Source organism: Skermanella rosea, assembly GCF_016806835.2.
Lineage (GTDB): Bacteria > Pseudomonadota > Alphaproteobacteria > Azospirillales > Azospirillaceae > Skermanella > Skermanella rosea.
Map to the genome: position 1 here is coordinate 3196333 of NZ_CP086111.1, position 21168 is coordinate 3217500.

Sequence of the window (21168 nt, forward strand, 5' to 3'; positions counted from 1 at the left end):
TCACCCGGCCTTGCGCTGCTCCAGGGCCTTGAACGCGCTGGTGAAACCCTTGAACGAGATCTGCGCCGCGATCCGCTGGTCGGGCGGGATCTTGAAGGCCACGACGCCGCGCGTGCCGTTGCGGAACATGGTCAGCACCTGGTCCCGCAGGGTGGCCCGGACGACGCAGAAATTGGGGTTGCAGTCCTGGATCGGCATCTCCAGGGCCGGACGGGCGTCGATCTGGAGAACCATGCCCGCCTCCTTGACCGCCTGGGGCGCCAGATTGAATCCCAGCGACGGCGTGTCTGCGCCGGGCCGGAAATAGACCGCCACGCTCAGCACCCCCAGGTTGGTCTCGCTCGACACCACGTTCTGGGTGATGATGCATTTCGGAAAACCTTCCGGCGCGCGGTCGGCGCATTGCAGCTTCCAGTCGTCGAACCGCTTCTCCTCGGCGGCGTCGGCCGGGCCGGCGGAGGCAAGGGCCGCCAGGGCGAGCAGAGCGGCGCCGAAACTGAACCGGATGCTGGGAACCATGCAAATCCTCCTTGAAGCGCCTCGGGCAGGCGGTGCCGGTCGTGCCCGCAGGCACGATCGGCGCTGGACCCGCGGCTGGACAGAACCCATAGTTCGAGTGACGTGGTGCACGCAACGTTTAAGGTGAACGGCCGGTGGCGATTAATCGGACTTTGTTGGGATGCGCGGGCGCCGCGCTCGCCCTCTCCGTGGGTCTCGGAGGTTTCGGATCGGCGGCGCTTGCCGCGAAGGACGAGCTGGTGATCGGCGCCGTCCAGTTTCCCGGCACGTTCCACCCCAGCATCGACGCCATGGCCACCAAGAGCTACATCCTGGGCACCGCGCGCCGGCCCTTCACCACCTTCGACCAGGACTGGAAGCTGATCTGCCTGCTCTGCACCGAACTGCCGAGCCTGGAAAAGGGAACGGCGGTCGAGGTGACCCGTCCCGACGGCACGCGGGCGATCGACGCCACCTTCACCATCCAGCCCGGCGCCACCTGGGGCGACGGCAAGCCGCTGACCACCCGCGACGTGCTGTTCACCTGGGAGGTCGGGCGCCATCCCCTGAGCGGCGTCACCAACGCCCAGCTGTTCTCCAAGGATATCGTCGGCATCACCGCCGTGGACGACAAGACCTTCACCGTCCACTGGGACAAGTACCGGTGCAGCTACGACTCCATCAACGACCTGCTGGTGCTGCCGGAACACCTGGAGCGCCCGGTGTTCGAGGCCGATCCCGCCCAGTACCGCAACCGGACCCTCTACGACACCGACCGCACCAATCCGGGCCTCTATTTCGGCCCCTACCGGATCAGCCGGGTCGAATCGGGCGCCTACGTCGTGCTGGAGCCCAACCCGACCTGGTGGGGCGACAAGCCCGGCTTCAAGCGGATCGTGGTGCGCACCATCGAGAACACCTCGGCGATGGAGGCCAACCTGCTGTCCGGGGAGGTCGATTACGTCGCCGGCGAGGTCGGGCTGTCCATCGAGCAGGCGCTCGCCTTCGAGAAGCGGCACGGCCAGCGGTTCAAGGTCGTCTACCAGCCGGGCCTGTTCTTCGAGCATATCGACCTGAACCTCGACAACGGGATCCTGGCGGACGTGCGGGTCCGCCGGGCGCTGCTGAGCGCGATCGACCGGGACGCGATCTCCCGCCAGCTGTTCGGCGGCAAGCAGCCGGTGGCCCATACCGGGGTCAATCCGCTGGACCGGTTCTACAGCGAGGACTTCACCCGTTACCCCTTCGACCCGGCCGCAGCCGTCAAGCTGCTGGAGGAAGCCGGCTGGACCGAGTTGCGCGGCGGCATCCGGCACGATGCCGCCGGCCGGCGGCTCAGCCTGGAATTCCAGTCCACCGCCGGCAACCGGACCCGCGAGCTGGTCCAGCAGGTGCTCCAGGAGCAGTGGCGGAAGGTCGGCGTCGAGGTCAGGATCAACAACCAGCCGGCCCGCGTGCTGTTCGGCGAGACGATGCGCGAGCGCAAGTTCCCGGCCATGGCGATGTTCGCGTGGCTGAGCGCGCCCGAGAACATCCCGCGCACGATCCTGCACTCGACCATGATCCCGACGCCGGAGAACGGCTTCTCCGGCCAGAACTACGTGGGATTCCGCGATGCCGAGACCGACAGGATCATCGACGACCTGGAGGTGACCTGCGGCGAGGCCGAGGCGCGGCCCCTGTGGACGCGGCTGCAGCAGATCTATGCCGAGCAGCTGCCGGCCCTGCCGCTCTATTTCCGGTCCGACAGCTACATCATGCCGCCCTGGCTGGACGGCGTGCGCCCGACCGGTCACCAGTACCCCTCGACGCTGTGGATCGAGCAGTGGCGCTCGAAGTGACCCGGGCGGGGATGGGCCGCCGCTGATGCTGCGCTTCGTCTCCGTCCGGCTGTTCGAGGCGCTCGTCGTCCTGCTGATCATGTCGTTCCTGATCTACGGGCTGATCGGGCTGATGCCGGGCGACCCGATCGACCTGATGATCAACGCAGATCCCAACCTGACGGCGGCCGACGCGGCGCGGCTGCGGGAGCTCTACGGCCTGGACCAGCCGATCTGGGAGCGCTACCTGAACTGGCTGTCCGCGGCGCTGCAGGGGGACCTGGGCTATTCGCGGCTGTTCTCCCGCCCGGTGCCGGAGGTGCTGGCGCCGCGCCTGGCGAATACCCTGCTGCTGCTGGGTATCTCGTTCGCGCTGTCGCTCGCCATCGCGATCCCTCTGGGGGTCTTCGCCGCCCGCCGGCCCTACGGCGCCGCTGATACGGCGATCAACCTGGCCTGCTTCGCCGGGATCTCGGTGCCGCCGTTCTGGCTGGCGCTGCTGTTCATCATCCTGTTCGCCGTCGTCCTGGGCGTGCTGCCGGCCGGCGGCATGGCCCCGGTCGGCGGGACCGGCGGACTGTGGGAACGCCTGCCCTACCTGGTGATGCCGGTCGCCACCCTGACGCTGGTCAGCGTCGGCGGCTATACCCGGTTCGTCCGGGCCGCCGTGATCGAGCAGCTTCGGCAGGACTATATCCGAACCGCCCGGGCCAAGGGCGTGCCGGAGCGGTCGGTGGTCTGGCGCCACGCGCTGCGGAACGCGATGATCCCGGTCGTCACCATCGTGGCGCTGGGGTTCGGCACCCTGTTCTCCGGCGCGCTGGTGACGGAGACGATGTTCGCGTACCTGGGCATGGGCAAGCTGATCTATGACTCGATCCTGGGGAACGACTACAACATCGCGCTGGTCGGCCTGCTGCTCGCCACGCTGATGACGCTGGCCGGCAACCTCCTGGCGGACCTGGGCTATGCGGCCCTGGATCCGCGCATCACCTTCACCGAGACGCGCACGTGACGGCTTGGCGGCGCTTCCTGCGGTATCCGGCGGCGGTCCTGAGCCTGGTGCTCCTGATGCTGCTGGCGGGGGCCTCGCTGGCGGCGCCGCTGGTCGAATCCGCGCTCGGCGTGGATGCCAACGCGGTGAGCCTGTTCGACCGCTTCGCGCCGCCCTCGCCGCAGAACTGGCTGGGCACCGACGAACTGGGGCGCGACGTGCTGGTCAGGCTGCTGTATGGCGGCCGGGTGTCGCTGTTCGTCGGGCTGGCCGCCGCGGTGGCCTCCGCCGTGGTCGGGACGGTTATCGGGCTGCTGGCCGGCTTCTTCGGCGGGCGGCTCGACGCGCTCCTGATGCGGGTGACCGACGGGGTGATCGCCTTGCCGCTGCTGCCCCTGCTGATCGTGCTGGCCGCCGTCGATCTGGGCAAGCTGGGAGTGCCGGCCGGGCTGGCGCAGTCCGAACAGGTCAGCCTCTACCGGATCATCGTGATCGTGTCCCTCGCCGGCTGGACGACGGTGGCGCGGCTGGTCCGCGGAGCCGCGCTGAGCGTGCGCCAGCGCGAGTATGTCCGGGCCGCCACCGCGCTGGGGGCCGGGAACCTGCGGCTGATGCTGGTCCATGTCCTGCCCAACGTCGCCTCGCCCATCGTGGTCGCCACGACGCTGTCGGTCGGCAACATCATCCTGCTGGAGTCGGTGCTGAGCTTCCTCGGCCTGGGCATCCAGCCGCCGCTGCCGAGCTGGGGCAACATGCTGACCAACGCGCAGGAGCTGATCTGGTCGGCGCCGATGCTGGCGATATATCCGGGGCTGCTGATCTTCGTGACCGTGATCGCCTTCAATTTCGTGGGCGACGGGCTGCAGGACGCGCTCGATCCGCGGGCTGACGTCTCCCGGCGCTGACATCCGCACGCCGTTAAATGCCTTTGGATTGACACTTTTCCGCCCCGGGAAGCGTTGAACCGCCTGAAGCTTCGGCAGCAGTCGAGCCAGAGGGAAAAGGAGCACGTCTGATATGGGGCAGAAGACGATCAATCCCCCTGTCTTCTGGGGAGCGAGCCTCATCATTGTGGCCTTGCTCGCAGTCGGCGTCATCTATCCGCACGAGTCGGAAGAAATGTTCGCCGCCGTCCAGTCCTCGATCATCGAAGGGTTCGGGTGGCTTTATATCCTATCCGTCGCGGCATTCGTTTTCATTTGCATCTACCTGGCCTTGAGCCGATCCGGCAACCTGAAGCTCGGGCCTGACGACTCCGAGCCGGATTTCAGCTATCCGTCGTGGATCGCCATGCTGTTCGCGGCGGGCATGGGCATCGGGCTGATGTTCTTCGCGGTGGCGGAGCCGATCCAGCACTATGCCACCCCGCCGGAGGCCGAGCCCCTGACGATGGAGGCCGCGCGCGAGGCGATGGTGATCACCTTCGTCCACTGGGGTGTCCATGCCTGGGCGATCTACGCGATCGTCGGGCTGTCGCTGGCCTATTTCAGCTTCCGCTACAATCTGCCACTGACGATCCGATCGGGGCTCTATCCCCTGTTCAAGAACCGGATCAACGGGCCGATCGGCAACGCGGTGGACATCTTCGCGATCTGCGGAACCCTGTTCGGCATCGCGACGTCGCTGGGCTTCGGCGTGCTCCAGATCAATTCGGGGCTGAACTACCTGCTGGGATGGCCGGTCGGGCTGTCGGTCCAGATCCCGCTGATCGCCGTCATCACCGCCTTGGCCACCCTGTCGGTCGTGAGCGGCCTGGACGTGGGCATCCGCCGGTTGTCGGAGCTGAACCTGATCTGCGCGATCCTGCTGATGGTGTTCGTGCTGGCGGTCGGCCCGACGACCTTCCTGCTGAAGGCCTTCGTCCAGAACATCGGGACCTACCTGGACCATTTCTTCGTCCGGACGTTCACCCTGTACGCCTATGAGCCGAAGGGCTGGCTGAGTTCCTGGACGCTGTTCTACTGGGCTTGGTGGATCGCCTGGTCGCCGTTCGTCGGCATGTTCATCGCCCGGATCTCGCGCGGGCGGACCGTGCGCCAGTTCATCGGCGGCGTGCTGTTCATCCCGACGGGCTTCTCGTTCCTGTGGATGACGGTGTTCGGCAATACCGCCATCTCGCTCGACCTGGGCGTAGCGGCCGGGGCGATCACCCAGGCCGTCTCGGCCGACGTGTCGGTGGCGCTGTTCCAGTTCTTCACGTACCTGCCGCTGCCTTCGGTCACGTCCACCCTGGCGGTGCTGCTGGTCGCGATCTTCTTCGTCACCTCCTCGGACAGCGGATCCATGGTGATCGACACCATCGCGGCCGGCGGCGCCGATAACACGCCGCTCTGGCAGCGGGTCTACTGGTGCGCCCTGGAGGGCACCGCGGCGGCGCTGCTGCTGCTCGCGGGCGGGCTGACCGCCTTGCAGACCATGACGCTGATCAGCGCCCTGCCCTTCACCTTCATCATGATCATGCTGGCCGCCGGCCTGATCCGGGGGATGCAGGCGGACCTTGCCCGCGGCAGCACGGCCCCCGCCGCCGTGCCGGCCACGGGGCTGTCGTGGCGCCAGCGGCTGGAGCTGAGCCTGCACACGCCGCACCGCGACGACGTCGCCCGTTTCCTGACCGGGACCGTGTCGCCGGCGCTGGAGATGGTCGCGCAGGAGATGCGGGGACGCGGCCTGACCGTGATGGTCGGCGCAGACGGGGACGACGGCATCGCGCTGACCGTCCCGGCGACGGAGGTCCGGAGCTTCGTCTACGGCGTGCGGCCGATCCGTCAGCTCCTGCCGGCCTATACGGCGGCGGAGGCGGCCTCGACCGAGGAGCGGCGGCCGCACAGTTGGGCGGCGCGGACCTTCTTCTCCGACGGCAGCCGGGGATACGACGTGATGGGCTTCACCCGCGAGCAGATCGTCAGCGACGTGGTGGCGCAGTACGAACGCTACCAGGCGCTGACGCAGTCGAAGGCGACCGCGCTCTACATCACGTCGCCCGATCCGGCATAGGGAGGCCGTCGAGGGCGCGAACCCGCGCAGTCGCCTGAAGGCTAGGCTAGGCGAGGCCGTCGTGGAGAAGCTTCACGCCGGCCACGAACAGGAGGGCGTAGCTGACCCGGTAGAACCAGACTTCGGCCACCCGCCGGGTCAGCCACAGCCCCATCCAGATGCCGACGGGCGCCAGCGGGGCGAGGATCAGCGAGGCCGAGAGGTTGGCCCCGCTGATCTGGCCCAGCCAGAAATACGGGATCAACTTGACGAAGTTGACCACGCCGAACAGGACCACCGTCGTCCCGGCGAGCATCATCTTCTCCATCCGCTGCGGCAGCAGGTATATCAGCAGCGGCGGGCCGCCGGCATGGGCCAGGAAGCTGGTGAAGCCCGAGACGCCGGACCAGAACAGCCCCTTGGCTCGGGACGGCGGCGATGCCTCCGCCAGCTTGCGCTGGAGCAGCGGCTTGAGCCACTGGTTGATCGAGAACAGGATGGCGATCAGGCCGATCACCGCCCGCACGGCGTCGTCATCCAGGTGGCCGAAGGCCAGCACGCCGATCCCTATCCCCAGGATCGCACCGGGCAGGATCACCCGCATCTGGCTGCGGCTCCAGATCCCGCGATAGGCCCACAGGCCGAACAGGTCCATCAGGCACAGGATCGGCAGCATCAGTCCGGCGGCCTCCCCCGGCGGCATCACCAGCGTCAGCATCGGCACGGCCAGGACGCCCAGCCCCGAGAGACCGCCCTTGCTGATGCCGGAGACCAGGACGGCGGGGACCGCCACCGCGAAAAAGGCCGCATCGGCCATCATCCCCGGAAGGAGGACCGGTAGCGGCTCCACCCGGCGGAGCGCAGTTCGCAGGCCGGGCAGGTGCCGCAGCCATAACCCCAGTCGTGCCGGGCGGTGCGGTCGCCCAGGTAGCAGGTGTGGGTGTCCTCGACGATCAGGTCCACCAGCGCCCGGCCGCCGAGCCCATCGGCCATCTCCCAGGTCGCGGCCTTGTCGATCCACATCAGGGGCGTGTGGACGACGAAACGCTGGTCCATGCCCAGGTTCAGGGTGACCTGGAGCGACTTCAGCGTGTCGTCGCGGCAGTCCGGGTAGCCGGAATAGTCCGTCTCGCACATGCCGCCGACGAGATGCCGGATGCCGCGCCGATAGGCCACCGCCGACGCGAAGGTGAAGAACAGCAGGTTGCGGCCGGGCACGAAGGTGCTGGGCAGGCCGTTCTCCTGGTAGCGGATCTCCGCCTCGCCGGTCAGCGCGGTGTCGCTGACGGCGCCCAGCACCGACAGGTCCAGCATGTGGTCGTCGCCCAGGCGGGCGCTCCATCCCGGAATCCCGCCGATGAGCTTGTCGCGGAAGCGAGCCCGGCAGTCGAGCTCGACCCGGTGGCGCTGGCCGTAGTCGAACCCGATGGTTTCCACATGGGCGAAGCGGTCCAGGGCCCAGGCGAGGCAGGTCGCGGAATCCTGGCCCCCGGAGAACAGTACCAGCGCCTTCTCGTCCGTCATGCTTCCCCCGGATATGTCTGGGTTGGTGGGCTCGGCGCTCACGGGATGCCGATCAGCTTATGGGTCTGGAGGCTGAGGCGCCAGCGCGGATGGTCCCGGCAATAGGCCACCGCGCGGGCGGTGTTGGCGACGCGGTCGGGACCGTCCATCGGCTGGAGCCAGAAGTGGCGGAACGGCAGGTCCTCCAGCCCGGCGGGATCGAACTGGGGCTGGGGAAAGACCAGCTTCAGCTCGTGGCCTCGGCGGAGCACCCAGTCGGCGCCGGCCTTGGGACTGACGCAGATCCAGTCGACGTCGGGCGGCGGCTCCAGGGTTCCGTTGGTCTCGATCGCGATCTCGAACCCTTCGGAATGGACGGCGTCCACCAGCGCTGCGTCGAGCTGGAGCAGCGGCTCGCCGCCGGTGAAGACGACGTAGCGGTGAGACGTGCCGGGTCCCCAGGTGCGCGCGATGGCGCCGGCCAAGTCGGCGGCGATGCCGAAGCGGCCGCCGCCCTCGCCGTCGGTTCCGACGAAGTCGGTGTCGCAGAACCGGCAGGCGGCGGTCGCGCGGTCGCGCTCGCGGCCCGACCACAGATTGCAGCCGGCGAAGCGGCAGAATACCGCGGCCCGGCCGGCATGGGCGCCCTCGCCCTGCAACGTCTTGAACAGTTCCTTGACGGCGTACGCCATCCCATCCTTCCAGCTTGTCCCGAGACAGGGTTTTGCCCTGCGGAAAGCCGCAAGTCCAGGACGGCGGAGCCCGGAACGGTCACAGCCTTGCCATGTGCCCGGAGCGGGGCGAGGATGGGGTATAGTTCCGGTGCGTGATGATCAGGGGGCTCACCTTTCTCGGAGTGGACGCCGATGTCCGGGGCGGCGTAAAGGGCATCAACGACGGCGCCGCCGCGGAAGTAAGAACAATCGGACAGGGAGAAGACATGGTCAGTTTCGCAGTGCTCGGCTGCGGCCGGATCGGCCGGATGCATGCCCGCAACATAAGATCCCATCCGCGCGCGGAGCTGGCCGGCGTCTACGACGTGGCACCGAAGGCCGCCGAGGAAGTTTCCGCGGAGCTGGGCGCCAGGGTGCTGGGATCGGTGGACGAGGCGCTGGACGATCCGGCGATCGACGCCGTCTTCATCGCGTCCACGACCGACACCCACGTGGACCTGATCACCCGCGCCGCGAAGGCCGGCAAGGCGGTGCTGTGCGAGAAGCCGATCGACCTCGACATCGCCCGCGTCGAGGCCTGCTGGCGGGAGATCGGCAAGCTGGACCCACTGGTCATGATCGGCTTCAACCGCCGGTTCGATCCCTCCTTCAGGGCGCTCCGCGACCGCATCCAGGCGGGCGAGCTGGGCAAGGTGGAACAGGTCGTCATCACCAGCCGCGACCCCGCCCCGCCGCCGGCGCAGTATATCCGGGGATCGGGCGGGCTGTTCCGGGACATGACGATCCACGACTTCGACATGGCGCGCTACCTGGTCGGCGACATCGTCGAGATCCAGGCGATGGGCGCCACCCTGGTCGATCCGATGATCGCCGGGGAGGGCGACATCGACAGCGCCATGATCGTCCTGCGGGCGGCGTCCGGCGCGCTGGTCCATATCAACAACAGCCGGCGCTGCGCCTACGGCTACGACCAGCGGATCGAGGCCTTCGGCGAGAAGGGCATGCTCCAGGCCCACAACCGACGGCCGACCACGGTGGAAGCCTGGGGAGCCGAGCGGACCCAGGCCCGCGACCCCGTGCTGAACTTCTTCATCGAGCGCTATTTCGAAGCCTACATGGCGGAGATCGACCATTTCGTCGACTGCGTCGAGACCGGAGCGAAGCCCCTGGCCGGCTTCGCCGAGGGGCGGGAGGCGCTTCGCCTCGCCGATGCCGGGCTGGAGTCGCTGCGCACGGGCGGGGTCGTTCGGCTGGAACGTTGACGCGCCGTCCGATCGGCGCGCAAAACGGGTGAAGAAGAAACGCGGGAGGGAAAACCATGGAAAAGACGATCCGGCTGACGGCCGCGCAGGCGGCGGTGCGGTATCTGGCGGCCCAGCGGTCGGAGGTGGACGGGGCGGAAGTGCCGCTGTTCGCCGGCTGCTGGGGGATCTTCGGGCACGGCAACGTGGCCGGTCTGGGCGAGGCCCTGTACCACGCCCGCGAGACGCTGCCGACCTTCCGCGCCCACAACGAGCAGGGCATGGCCCTGGCGGCGGTCGCCTTCGCCAAGGCCAGCAACCGGCGCCGCATGATGGCCTGCACCACCTCGATCGGGCCGGGAGCGTCCAACATGGTGACCGCCGCCGGCGTGGCGCACGTCAACCGGCTGCCGGTGCTTCTCCTGCCCGGCGACGTCTTCGCCAACCGGCGCCCCGACCCGGTCCTCCAGCAGATCGAGGACTTCAACGACGCCACCGTCAGCGTCAACGACTGTTTCCGTCCCGTTTCCCGCTGGTGGGACCGGATCACCCGCCCGGAACAGCTCCTGACCTCCCTGCCCCGCGCGATCCAGGTGCTGACCGATCCGGTCGACTGCGGCCCGGCGACGATCTGCATGGCGCAGGACGTCCAGGCCGAGGCGTACGACTATCCCGAAAGCTTCTTCCGGCCGCGGACGCACCGGATCAGGCGCCCGGCCCCGGACGCGGAGGAATTCGCCCGGGCGCTGGACCTGCTAGCCAAGGCGGAACGCCCCCTGGTCATCGCGGGCGGCGGCGTGCTCTATTCCGAGGCGAGCCGGACCCTTCAGGACTTCGCGGCCAGGCACGGCATCCCGGTCGCCGAGACCCAGGCGGGCAAGAGCGCCATGCCATGGGACCATCCCCAAGCGGTCGGCTCCGTCGGGGTCACCGGCAGTTCGGCGTCCAACGCGCTGGTGCGGGAGGCCGACGTGATCCTGGCGGTGGGCACCCGGCTCCAGGACTTCACGACCGGCTCCCGGGCCCTGGTGCCGGGCAATGCCACGCTGATCCAGCTCAACCTGCAGGCGTTCGACGCGGGCAAGCACCGGGCAGTGCCCCTGGTGGGCGACGCCAGGCGGACGCTGGAGGACCTGACGGCGGCCCTGGGCTCCTACCAGGCGTCGGCCGGCTGGCGGGAGCGGACGGCGGCGCTGGTCGAGGAGTGGAACGGCGCGGTCGATCGGGCGACGTCGCCGACCAACGCCCCGCTGCCGACCGACGCCCAGGTGATCGGCGCCGTCAACCGCGCGGCCGAAGCCCGCGACATCGTGGTCTGCGCCGCGGGCGGACTGCCGGGCGAGCTGCACAAGCTCTGGCGGGCGGGCTCTCCCAACGGCTACCACATGGAATACGGCTTCTCCTGCATGGGCTACGAGATCGCCGGCGGGCTGGGCGTCAAAATGGCCCGGCCGGACCGCGAGGTCTTCGTCATGGTCGGCGACGGCAGCTACATGATGATGAACTCCGAACTCCAGACCTCGGTCATGCTGGGCCGCAAGCTGATCGTCACCGTGCTGGACAACCGAGGCTTCGGCTGCATCAACCGGCTTCAGCGGGCCTGCGGCGGCGAGAGCTTCAACAACCTGATCGAGAACGTCGATCATCGGGCGAACGACGGCTGGATCGACTTCGCCGCCCATGCCCGCAGCCTCGGTGCTCTCTCGGAGAAGGTCGCCGGCATCGCGGAGCTGGAACAGGCCCTTCAGCGGGCCCGCCAATCCGACCGGACCTATGTGGTGGTGATCGACACCGACCCGAATCCTACCACCGAGGCGGGCGGCGCCTGGTGGGACGTGGCTGTGCCGGAGGTGTCGGAGCGCGCGCAGGTCGGGGAAGCCTTCGCCGCCTATGCCGATGCCCGCCGGAACCAGGCCCAGGGCTGAACCCGAACCAGGAAAGTGGAAGCCTCGATGACCGTCAAGCTGGGCACCAACCCGATCGCCTGGAGCAACGACGACCTGCCCGAACTGGGCGGCGACACCCCGCTGGAGACCTGCCTGCGCGAGACCCGCGAGGCCGGCTTCACCGGGACGGAGTTGGGCAACAAGTTTCCCCGGCAGCCGGAGGCGCTGAAGGCGAAACTGGCGGAGTACGGGCTGGAGTTCGTCTCCGGCTGGTACGGCGCCGAACTGCGCAAGCGTACCGTGGATGAGGAGATCGGGGTCATGCAGCCCCATCTCGACCTGCTGGCGGCCTGCGGCTGCAAGGTCATGGTCTTCGCCGAGACGTCGGACACGGTCCAGGGCCGGCGCGACGTGCCGGTATCGGAGCGGCCGGTGATGACCGAGGCGGAATGGCCGGTGTTCCTCGACCGGATCGCCAAGCTGTCCGGGTACATGGCCGGCAAGGGCGTCCGGCTCGCCTTCCACCACCACATGGGCACGGTGATCGAGAAGGCCCACGAGGTGGACAGGCTGCTCTCCGGCACGCCCGACACCGTGGGGCTGCTGTTCGACACCGGACATCTCACTTTCGCCGGCGACGATCCGGCGGCCGTTTCGAGGAAATGGGCGAAGCGAATCAATCATGTCCATGCCAAGGACGTCCGTCCGGATGTGCTGAAGCGGGCCCGGGAGGGACGCTGGAGTTTCCTGGATTCCGTGATCAACGGCGTCTATACGGTTCCGGGCGACGGGATGGTCGATTTCGAAGCGGCGCTCCGCCCCGTCGCGGACGCGGGCTACGGCGGCTGGATCATCTGCGAGGCCGAGCAGGACCCTGCCAAGGCCCATCCCCTGACCTATGCCCGCAAGGGCTACGCCCACCTTCGGGCGACCGCCGGGAAGCTCGGCCTCGCCGTTCAATAACGATAAGCATTCTTGAAGAAAAGGAGAACAGGGTGGAAGTCGATTGCGTTCTCGATGCGAAGGCATCGCTGGGGGAATGCCCGGTCTGGTCGGCCGAGGAAAGCGCCCTGTACTGGGTCGATATCCTCGCCCCCGCCCTGCACCGGCTCGACCCCGCGACGGGTGCGACCCGGACCTGGGAGATGCCGCACTCGATCGGCTCCTTCGGGCTGCGCGAGGGAGGCGGCGCCATCGTGGCCCTGCGCAACGGCTTCCACCTGTTCGATTTCGAGACGGGCGGGCTGACGCCGGTCGCCAATCCGGAACCCGATATGGCCGGAAACCGGCTGAACGACGGCAAGGTGGCGCCGGACGGCAGCTTCTGGGCCGGGACGATGGACGAGGAAACCATGAGCCGGCGCACCGGCTCGCTCTACCGGGTGGCGCCGGACGGAACGGTCCGCCACATGCTGGACGGGCTGATCGTCTCCAACGGGCTGGCCTGGAGCGCCGACGGCCGGACCCTCTTCCACTCCGACAGCAAGGGCAAGCTGATCTGCGCCTACGACCATGAGCCGGGCAGCGGCGACCTCTCCAACCGGCGCGTGATCGCGGAGCCTTCCGAGGAAGTCGGCCGGCCCGACGGAGCCGCCGCGGACATGGAGGGGTTCTATTGGAGCGCCGGCATCTCCGCCGGGGTGCTGAACCGCTGGTCGCCCGACGGCAGGCTGGACCGGCAGATCCCGATGCCGTGCGCGGCGCCGACGATGCCCTGCTTCGGCGGGCCGGACATGCGGACGATCTACGTGACGTCGTTGCGCCACAACGTGGCCGAGGACCGGCTGGCGGCGTTCCCCCTGTCGGGCGGGATTTTCGCGCTGCGGGTCGATGTTCCGGGCGTCCCGGTGGTGAAATTCAAGGGATAGGAAACATCCATGACGTTGAATGTCTGCATGGTCGGCTACGGCATGATGGGCGTCTGGCACAGCGAGGCCCTGAAAAGGACCGACGCCGTGCTGCACACCATCGTCGGCCGCAACCCGGACGGGGCCAGGGAATTCGCCGGACGCTACGGTTACCGAAAGTGGTCGGTGTCGCTCGACGAGGCCCTGGCTGACCCGGAGATCGACGCCGTGATCCTGGGCACGCCGAGCGACCTGCACGAGGAGCAGGCGATCAAATGCCTCGAGGCCGGCAAGCACACCCTGATCGAGATCCCCATCGCCATGAGCCTGGGCGGCGCGAAGCGCGTGGTCGAGGCGGGCGAGAAGAGCGGCAAGGTCTACGGCCTGTCGCACCCCATGCGCTTCCGCCGCGAGCGGGAGTCGCTGCTCGACCGCACCCGTGCCGGGGAGGAGAAGATCCGCCACATCGCCGGTCGCTTCTTCATCAAGCGGCTGGTCAATATCGGTGCTACCGGATACCAGCGGAGCTGGACCGACAATATCCTGTGGCATCATTTCTGCCACTTCGTCGATCTCGGCATGTACCTGTTCGACGGCGCTCCGATCCGGCGGGTCCAGAGCTACCTGGGCGACCTGCACCCGACGACGGGCATTCCCATGGAATGCATCGTGATGGTCGAGACCGAGGCCGACCAGTCGTTGCTGGTCCACGGCTCGTACCATGCGGCCTATCGCTTCTACGACAAGCTGATCGTCACCGACCGGGACACCTATTTCTACGACATACTGGCCGGAACGCTGAAGACGTCGGAAGGCACGATGGAGATCGAGGGCGAGCAGGACAACTGCACCCGCGTCACCCTGGATTTCCTGGACGCCATCCGCGAGAACCGCCCGCCCCGCGCGTCCGGCCCGTCCGTGCTGCCGGCGATGCAGGTGCTCCAGAAGGTCCAGGACGACTGGGACGCCCGCCACGGCGCCCGAGCCATTCCGGGCCGCCCCCTGCCGCGGGATTGATCCGCCGCGGACCGGCCCCGGCAGATGGGACCGGTCCACGGGCATCGCCGAACCTACCGGCGCTCGACCACCGCCGTGGCCGTGTAGGTCTTGCCGCCGACCGTGAAGCGGGCCAGCACGCCGGCCGGGCACTGCTGCGTCGCCTTCCGGATGTCGGCACGGTAGCGGTACTGTCCCTTGCCGGGGTCGGACATGTCGGGGGTCACGGCGGCGGTGCCGTACTGGACCGTTCCAGCCGCGTTGAGGATGGTCACGGACCCGCTCGGCGGGACGGTGCTGCCGCGAACGTCCCACTCGATCTCGTCGGCCGCGCGCTGGCGGCACTCCGCCCGCAGGATGCTGACGCGCGGCGTCTGGCTGGCGTCATCATCGCCCGACGCCGTGGCGCCGTAGGCGTATATGGTGCCCTTGCCATCCGGCGTCGGCACGTAGTAGCCCGCCACCACGATGTCCGATCCGACCTGGACGGAACCGGGCGCGATCTCGAAGCCGGCCGAGTTCTTGAGCGGGGATCCCGGCAGCCGGGGATCGTAGGCGACGGGCGGCGTGCCGGACTCCGGCGTCTGCTTGGGATACGCCTGGGCGTCGGACGAGACCGGCAGCAGGACGACCGGCATGCCCTCGACCTCGAAGCCGGTCCCGTCATTCAGCGTCACGGTCCCGATCAGGTGGTTTTCGGCAGGTTCGACATAGACCTGCTTGGCATAGATGCCGGAAACATCGCGCGTTCCCGTGACGATGGCGTGGCCGCCGATGAAGCCGGGATCCATCCGGCCGGGCAATGCCGGCCCGGTTCCCAGGTCGCCATGGACGAGGGAGGCCGTGGGCGAGGTCAGCTTCGTATCGGGGGTGACGAAGACGGTCAGCCCCATGACCTTGATCACGGTGGTGCCGTTCTCGACACCGGCGGCCTCGAGCGGGCCTTCGATCTCGATCACGCCTTGGCCGAAGCTTTGGGCCGGGGCGGGTGCCGCGTGGAACAGCACGGCGGCCATCAGGACGGGGACGCAGAAGGTGATGCGCATGACGGAGCCTTGATTGTTTTCCGAGTGTTGGTGACGACCGATCGCAGTGATCATCAGGACTGGCATCCCCGGGCGCCGAGACGGTGCCTGGAACGGAAATGCTCGGCCTTCGTGCTGAAGGTGGCGGCGCTGTCGTCGTGAAGGTCGTGGAACTGGCCGATCGTGTCGGAGTAGACGGTCTCGGCCAGCGACAGGAGCACCCTCTCGCTTTCCAGGCGCGCCTTGTCGGCGGTGGACCTGTAGCTGAGATAGGGCCTCGCCATCAGCCCGCCTGGCGTATAGACGTGGCAATCCCGGAATCCGTCGTCCAGGCCGAGCTTGTTTCCGCGATCCTCGCCCGACTCGGCTGCCCGGTTGCCGGCATCGTCCTGCCTGTCGTTCTCGGCCGCCCTTTTCGCATTCTCGCCCGGCTGTCGGGCGAGCTTTCGCGCGTCGCCCTCCCCGGCGCTCGCCGTCGCCGGCACGGCCAAGCCGGCGATCAGCAAGGCCGCGGCAAGTGTTACCGATCTCAGCATTCCCTGAATTCCTCCCTTTTACCGGGGGCTTTCCCCGGCACCCAAATCGATGACGAAACGGGAGGCCTGGTTATTTCCATTTTGGAAATTAATTATGCCCCGGCGGATGGGCAGCCGTATCCGTCGCGTTCGCGACCTGGACAGCGTCTCAGGTCGCTTCGATCCAGGTCCTGGCGAGCCCCCAGGCTGCGTGGGGCGGGTTCCCCGCCAGTATCCGAAGTGAAACCCCCTCTGCGGCACGTCACGCGTTGCATTGGACCGCCGCCAGGTCCGCCACACGACATGCCCGCAAAGCTGATTTCGATCAGGACGGCATCCCTTTGGTGCTGCCACTTCAGGCAAGTATATGTTCCTGAAAGTGCACTCTATTCTGGCACGCGCTGCTCCAGCATCCGGGGCTGAAGAAAATCAATCCCAATCAGGGAGGAAATATTTCCATGGGAAGAGTAGCAGCCACAGCCGTCTCGGCGCTCTGCCTGATGATCGGCATGACGCCCGCGGCGTACTCGAAGGACGACCGCGGAAGGGATGACCGGCGGGACGGACGGGATGGGATCGAGAGGCACGTGATCGGCAAGATCCTGCGGGCCGATTACGACGGATACAGCGACGATCTGCTGACGGCGGGCCTGGGAGCCGCGGGCTTCGCGGGGCCGCCACCCCAGGCGGCGAATACCTCCTCCCCGACGACCGAGGAGCTTCGCCGGATCGCGATCTACAACAATTACCGGGCGCTGGTGGATGTATCGGCCGGCGGCGGGTATGGCACGCTTTATGGGCCGCTGGTCGGAGCCGGCGAGAAGGCACAGGATCGCGACGGGAAGATTCCCGGAACGGAATACTTGGCGCTGCTCAACGGCGAGGACGGCGGCAACTCGCGGGTCACCGTGGCCGTGCAGATCCCGGACAGTTTCCGCCCCGACAAACCCTGCATGGTGACCGCGACATCCTCCGGCTCGCGCGGAGTCTACGGGGCGATCGGCACCGCCGGCGAGTGGGGACTGAAGAAAGGCTGCGCCGTCGTCTACAACGACAAGGGGACCGGCACCGGCTTCTTCGATCTGGAGAACGGCAAGGGCTACACGGTCCAGGGCGAGCATGTCGAGGCGTCCGGGTCGAGCAAGCCGCTGAACTTCCAACCGAGGATTCCGGAGCGCGAGCTGGACCGGTACCTGGAGGACAATCCGGACCGCTGGGCGATCAAGCAGGCCCATTCCCGGGAGAACCCCGAGGCGGACTGGGGGACGGACATCCTGCGCTCCGTCCAGCTGGGTTTCCATCTGCTGAACCGGCACTTCGCCGACGAGAAGGGCTTCAGGAGGATCACGCCGGAGAACACCGTCGTCATCGCGTCGAGCGTTTCCAACGGCGGGGCCGCGGCCCTGCGGGCGGCGGAGGAGGACAGGCGCGGCTGGATCGACGGTGTCGCCGTGTCGGAGCCGAACGTCAACCCGAAGCGGGACCGCTCCTTCAAGATCCAGCAGGGCGATGGTCCGGCCCTGACGGAACATGGACGGCCACTTTACGACTATATCTCGTTCTACACCCTCTATGAGGGATGCGCCGCGGCGGTGCCGGGCAACACACGGGCCCTGCAGGTCTGCACCGACCTCAAGGCGCGCGGATTGCTGAATGAGGGAACGCCGGCCGAGGCCCAGAAGCTGATCCAGGATTACGGGATCGTGCCGGAGCAGAATGCGCTGGCCGCCTTCTACTGGTCGGTCAATGTCTACCAGTCCGTGACCGTGGCCTATGCGAACGCCTATTCCAGGGCGAGCGTGACCGACAATCTCTGCGGCTTCTCCTACGCCTACGCCGATGCGACGGACCGGCCCGCTCCCCTGCCCCGGGCCAATGCCGAGCTTGCCTTCGCGCAGTCGAACGGCGTTCCCCCGACGATCGGCATCCAGCTGATCCGGAACGGCGTTTCGGCCACGACGGTCGGCGGGGCGGCGGCTCCGATGGCGGACGTGGACGGCGCTGCCTGCCTGCGGGCCCTGTGGACCGCCGGTGACCGGGACCATTCCCGGAGGGGCGGCGGGAAATCCCCGGCGCGGCGCCTGGCGGAAGGCGTCGAGGATGTGCTGGCAACGGCCGACCTGCGCGGCAAGCCGACCGTGATCGTCCATGGCCGGGCCGACGCGCTGATCGCGGTCAATCACAGCTCACGCTCCTACTATGGATCGGCCCTGAGGCAGAAGCAGAACATCCGGTACTACGAGGTGACCAACGCCCATCACCTGGACGCCTTCAACGCGATCCCGGCTTTCGCCGCCGCTTACGTGCCGCTGCATGTCTATTTCAACGAGGGGCTGGACTACCTGTACGACCATCTGACCAAGGGCGACGCGCTGCCGCCGTCCCAGGTGGTCCACACCGTTCCGCGGGGGACCGGTGTTCCTACGCCACCTGCGATCACCCGGGACAATGTGCCGCCGATCGCGAAGAAGCCCGAAAAGGAAGATCGCATCACCTTCCGGGAGTCGGTGCTGCGGATACCGGACTGAGGTTTGCGGATACGCCGCGGGAGTAATCCCGCGGCGTATCCTTGAGCCGGCGCGTCGCCAGAGTCAGAACAGCGAAAAGCCGCCGGAACCGGTCAGGTATCGGCGGCTTTTCGCTGGGACTTGGTTGCGGGGGCAGGATTTGAACCTGCGACCTTCAGGTTATGAGCCTGACGAGCTACCGGGCTGCTCCACCCCGCGTCAGGGCGACGGACATGCGGGAGAATTCGTGACGGTTCGTTTGCCTTGAAGCGCGCGGGCGATTGGTGGACCTGGCGGCGACCTACTCTCCCACGTCTTGAGACGCAGTACCATTGGCGCGGAGGGTTTTCACGGCCGAGTTCGGGATGGGATCGGGTGCGGGCCCCTCGCTATGACCACCAGGTCGACCAAGCGCCCGGGTGCTTCGAGGTGATGAGGATGCGATGCGTCTTCGACGGATGCCTGTCGTGCGGGCTTTCTGCTGCGCATGACGCGCGATGTCGGGATCAAGCCGCTCGAGCGATTAGTAAGGCTTAGCTTCACGCGTTGCCGCGCTTCCACACGCCTCCTATCGACGGGATGGTCTATCCCGGCTCTAAGGGGAGTGCTTGTTTTGAGGGGGGTTTCCCGCTTAGATGCTTTCAGCGGTTATCCCGTCCGCACTTAGCTACCCGGCGATGCGGCTGGCGCCACAACCGGTACACCAGAGGTGCGTCCATCCCGGTCCTCTCGTACTAGGGACAGCGCCTCTCAGCACTCCGACACCCACGGCAGATAGGGACCGAACTGTCTCACGACGTTCTAAACCCAGCTCACGTACCACTTTAATCGGCGAACAGCCGAACCCTTGGGACCTGCTCCAGCCCCAGGATGTGATGAGCCGACATCGAGGTGCCAAACCTCCCCGTCGATGTGGACTCTTGGGGGAGATCAGCCTGTTATCCCCGGCGTACCTTTTATCCGTTGAGCGATGGCCCTTCCACGCGGGACCACCGGATCACTATGGCCGACTTTCGTCTCTGCTCGACTTGTCGGTCTCGCAGTCAGGCTGGCTTATGCCATTGCACTCGTCGAGCGATTTCCGACCGCTCTGAGCCAACCTTCGCGCGCCTCCGTTACTCTTTGGGAGGCGACCGCCCCAGTCAAACTCCCCGCCATGCAGGGTCCCGGCTCCCGGTTCAGGGAGCGCGGTTAGATGCCAGAGATCCCAAGGGTGGTATTTCAAGGATGGCTCCGCGCAAGCTGGCGCCTGCGTTTCATAGCCTCCCACCTATCCTACACATGGGAACCCTGGCACCACTGCAAAGCTGGAGTAAAGGTGCACGGGGTCTTTCCGTCTGACCGCGGGTACTCCGCATCTTCACGGAGAATTCAATTTCGCTGAGTTGGTGTTGGAGACAGCGGGGAAGTCGTTACGCCATTCGTGCAGGTCGGAACTTACCCGACAAGGAATTTCGCTACCTTAGGACCGTTATAGTTACGGCCGCCGTTTACCGGGGCTTCAGTTCGGAGCTTGCACCCCTCCCTTTAACCTTCCGGCACCGGGCAGGCGTCAGACCCTATACGTCGTCATGCCAGACTTCGCAGAGCCCTGTGTTTTTAGTAAACAGTCGCCACCCCCTGGTCTGTGCCCCCCGCCCCTGCTTGCGCAGGAACGGGGCCCTCTTCTCCCGAAGTTACGAGGGTAATTTGCCGAGTTCCTTCAACACCATTCTCTCAAGCGCCTGGGTATGCTCTACCTGTCCACCTGTGTCGGTTTCGGGTACGGTCTGTATGGCAGGGCTGTTTCCAGGAACCCCTCCAGCGCACGGCCAATCCGATAAGGCCGCACGCACTTCGGGATTCGTCACCTCTGCCAGGCCCTGGAATATTAACCAGGTTCCCATCGACTACGCCTTTCGGCCTCGCCTTAGGGGCCGGCTCACCCTGCGCGGATTAACCGTGCGCAGGAACCCTTGGACTTCCGGCGAGAGTGTTTCTCACACTCTTTGTCGCTACTCATGTCAGCATTCTCACTTGCCATACCTCCAGGCAACCTCACGGGTGCCCTTCATCGGCCTAGGCAACGCTCCGCTACCACGTCGTCATCGTGAGATGATCGACATCCGCAGCTTCGGTGGGTGGCTTGAGCCCCGGTACATTTTCGGCGCAGGCCGGCTTGTCTAGACCAGTGAGCTATTACGCTTTCTTTAAAGGATGGCTGCTTCTAAGCCAACCTCCTGGTTGTCATGGCCTTCCCACATCCTTTCCCACTTAGCCACCACTTGGGGACCTTAGCTGGCGGTCTGGGCTGTTTCCCTCTTGACGATCGACCTTAGCACCGACCGTCTGTCTGCCGGACTGTGCTCCACGGTATTCGGAGTTTGGTTAGGTTTGGTAAGCGGTGAGGCCCCCTAGCCCATCCAGTGCTCTACCCCCGTGGGCAATCATCCGACGCGCTACCTAAATAGCTTTCGCGGAGAACCAGCTATTTCCTGATTTGATTGGCCTTTCACCCCTAGCCACAGGTCATCTCCGACTTTTTCAACAGGCGTGAGTTCGGTCCTCCAGTGCGTGTTACCGCACCTTCAACCTGCCCATGGCTAGATCATCAGGTTTCGGGTCTAGAGCATGCAACTGAAACGCCCTGTTCAGACTCGCTTTCGCTGCGCCTCCACCTACCGGCTTAAGCTCGCTGCATACTCTAAGT

16 protein-coding genes, 1 tRNA gene and 2 rRNA genes (1 of these 19 only partly in view) are annotated in these 21168 nt (G+C 66.8%); 10 read left to right on the forward strand and 9 right to left on the reverse strand.

Annotated elements, in window-relative coordinates:
- A complete protein-coding gene (locus tag JL101_RS14830; protein WP_203095976.1) occupies positions 1-519 on the reverse strand; it encodes an invasion associated locus B family protein in 519 nt (172 codons plus the stop codon).
- 134 nt (positions 520-653) lie between these two features.
- On the opposite strand from JL101_RS14830, the gene JL101_RS14835 reads away from it, so the two are divergent.
- The 4 genes from JL101_RS14835 (at position 654) to JL101_RS14850 (ending at position 6306) form a co-directional block, all read left to right on the forward strand.
- Positions 654-2339: a peptide ABC transporter substrate-binding protein gene (locus tag JL101_RS14835; RefSeq protein ID WP_228434843.1), complete on the forward strand. Its 1686-nt coding sequence runs from the start codon at positions 654-656 to the stop codon at positions 2337-2339.
- Positions 2340-2364: 25 nt separating this feature from the next.
- On the forward strand, positions 2365-3333 hold the full coding sequence (locus JL101_RS14840) for an ABC transporter permease (protein ID WP_203095978.1): 969 nt from the start codon (positions 2365-2367) through the stop codon (positions 3331-3333).
- On the forward strand, positions 3330-4217 hold the full coding sequence (locus tag JL101_RS14845; RefSeq protein ID WP_228434844.1) for an ABC transporter permease: 888 nt from the start codon (positions 3330-3332) through the stop codon (positions 4215-4217). Before JL101_RS14840 ends, JL101_RS14845 begins: the two co-directional genes overlap by 4 nt.
- A 112-nt stretch (positions 4218-4329) precedes the next feature.
- Positions 4330-6306: a BCCT family transporter gene (locus tag JL101_RS14850; protein ID WP_203095980.1), complete on the forward strand. Its 1977-nt coding sequence runs from the start codon at positions 4330-4332 to the stop codon at positions 6304-6306.
- Between the two features lie 46 nt (positions 6307-6352).
- Here the strand turns inward: JL101_RS14850 and JL101_RS14855 are convergent, their stop codons facing one another.
- Genes JL101_RS14855 through queE form a run of 3 tightly spaced genes read right to left on the reverse strand, consistent with a single transcriptional unit; the run spans position 6353 to position 8480 of the window.
- Positions 6353-7105, reverse strand: a complete 753-nt coding sequence (locus tag JL101_RS14855) for a sulfite exporter TauE/SafE family protein (protein ID WP_203095982.1) — start codon at positions 7103-7105, stop codon at positions 6353-6355.
- Positions 7102-7809 carry a 7-cyano-7-deazaguanine synthase QueC gene (queC, locus tag JL101_RS14860; protein ID WP_203095983.1) on the reverse strand — a complete coding sequence of 236 codons (708 nt, stop codon included), beginning with the start codon at positions 7807-7809 and terminating at the stop codon, positions 7102-7104. Before queC ends, JL101_RS14855 begins: the two co-directional genes overlap by 4 nt.
- 38 nt (positions 7810-7847) lie before the next feature.
- A complete protein-coding gene (queE, locus tag JL101_RS14865) occupies positions 7848-8480 on the reverse strand; it encodes a 7-carboxy-7-deazaguanine synthase (RefSeq protein WP_203095985.1) in 633 nt (210 codons plus the stop codon).
- A gap of 248 nt (positions 8481-8728) precedes the next feature.
- Here queE and iolG point away from each other — a divergent pair, with 248 nt between their 5' ends.
- Genes iolG through JL101_RS14890 form a run of 5 tightly spaced genes read left to right on the forward strand, consistent with a single transcriptional unit; the run spans position 8729 to position 14453 of the window.
- Positions 8729-9724 carry an inositol 2-dehydrogenase gene (gene iolG / locus JL101_RS14870; RefSeq protein WP_203095987.1) on the forward strand — a complete coding sequence of 332 codons (996 nt, stop codon included), beginning with the start codon at positions 8729-8731 and terminating at the stop codon, positions 9722-9724.
- A gap of 56 nt (positions 9725-9780) precedes the next feature.
- Positions 9781-11628: a 3D-(3,5/4)-trihydroxycyclohexane-1,2-dione acylhydrolase (decyclizing) gene (iolD, locus tag JL101_RS14875; RefSeq protein WP_203095989.1), complete on the forward strand. Its 1848-nt coding sequence runs from the start codon at positions 9781-9783 to the stop codon at positions 11626-11628.
- Positions 11629-11655: 27 nt separating this feature from the next.
- Positions 11656-12552, forward strand: a complete 897-nt coding sequence (iolE, locus tag JL101_RS14880; RefSeq protein ID WP_203095991.1) for a myo-inosose-2 dehydratase — start codon at positions 11656-11658, stop codon at positions 12550-12552.
- Between the two features lie 32 nt (positions 12553-12584).
- Positions 12585-13457, forward strand: a complete 873-nt coding sequence (locus tag JL101_RS14885) for an SMP-30/gluconolactonase/LRE family protein (protein WP_203095993.1) — start codon at positions 12585-12587, stop codon at positions 13455-13457.
- A gap of 9 nt (positions 13458-13466) precedes the next feature.
- The gene (locus JL101_RS14890; protein ID WP_203095995.1) at positions 13467-14453 is read left to right on the forward strand and encodes a Gfo/Idh/MocA family protein; all 987 of its coding nucleotides are present in this window, start codon (positions 13467-13469) and stop codon (positions 14451-14453) included.
- A gap of 53 nt (positions 14454-14506) precedes the next feature.
- Here JL101_RS14890 and JL101_RS14895 read toward each other — a convergent pair whose 3' ends face one another.
- Positions 14507-15478 carry a hypothetical protein gene (locus JL101_RS14895; RefSeq protein WP_203095996.1) on the reverse strand — a complete coding sequence of 324 codons (972 nt, stop codon included), beginning with the start codon at positions 15476-15478 and terminating at the stop codon, positions 14507-14509.
- A gap of 53 nt (positions 15479-15531) precedes the next feature.
- On the reverse strand, positions 15532-15993 hold the full coding sequence (locus JL101_RS14900) for a hypothetical protein (protein ID WP_203095997.1): 462 nt from the start codon (positions 15991-15993) through the stop codon (positions 15532-15534).
- 437 nt (positions 15994-16430) lie between these two features.
- On the opposite strand from JL101_RS14900, the gene JL101_RS14905 reads away from it, so the two are divergent.
- Complete coding sequence (locus tag JL101_RS14905; RefSeq protein WP_203095999.1) at positions 16431-18500, forward strand: 3-hydroxybutyrate oligomer hydrolase family protein; 2070 nt, start codon at positions 16431-16433, stop codon at positions 18498-18500.
- A gap of 121 nt (positions 18501-18621) precedes the next feature.
- Here the strand turns inward: JL101_RS14905 and JL101_RS14910 are convergent.
- The 3 genes from JL101_RS14910 to JL101_RS14920 form a co-directional block, all read right to left on the reverse strand.
- Positions 18622-18698: transfer RNA gene (locus JL101_RS14910), tRNA-Met, on the reverse strand.
- Positions 18699-18767: 69 nt separating this feature from the next.
- Positions 18768-18882 (reverse strand): 5S ribosomal RNA (gene rrf, locus JL101_RS14915).
- A gap of 99 nt (positions 18883-18981) precedes the next feature.
- Positions 18982-21168: ribosomal RNA gene (locus tag JL101_RS14920) — 23S ribosomal RNA — on the reverse strand; it runs 568 nt beyond the window's last position.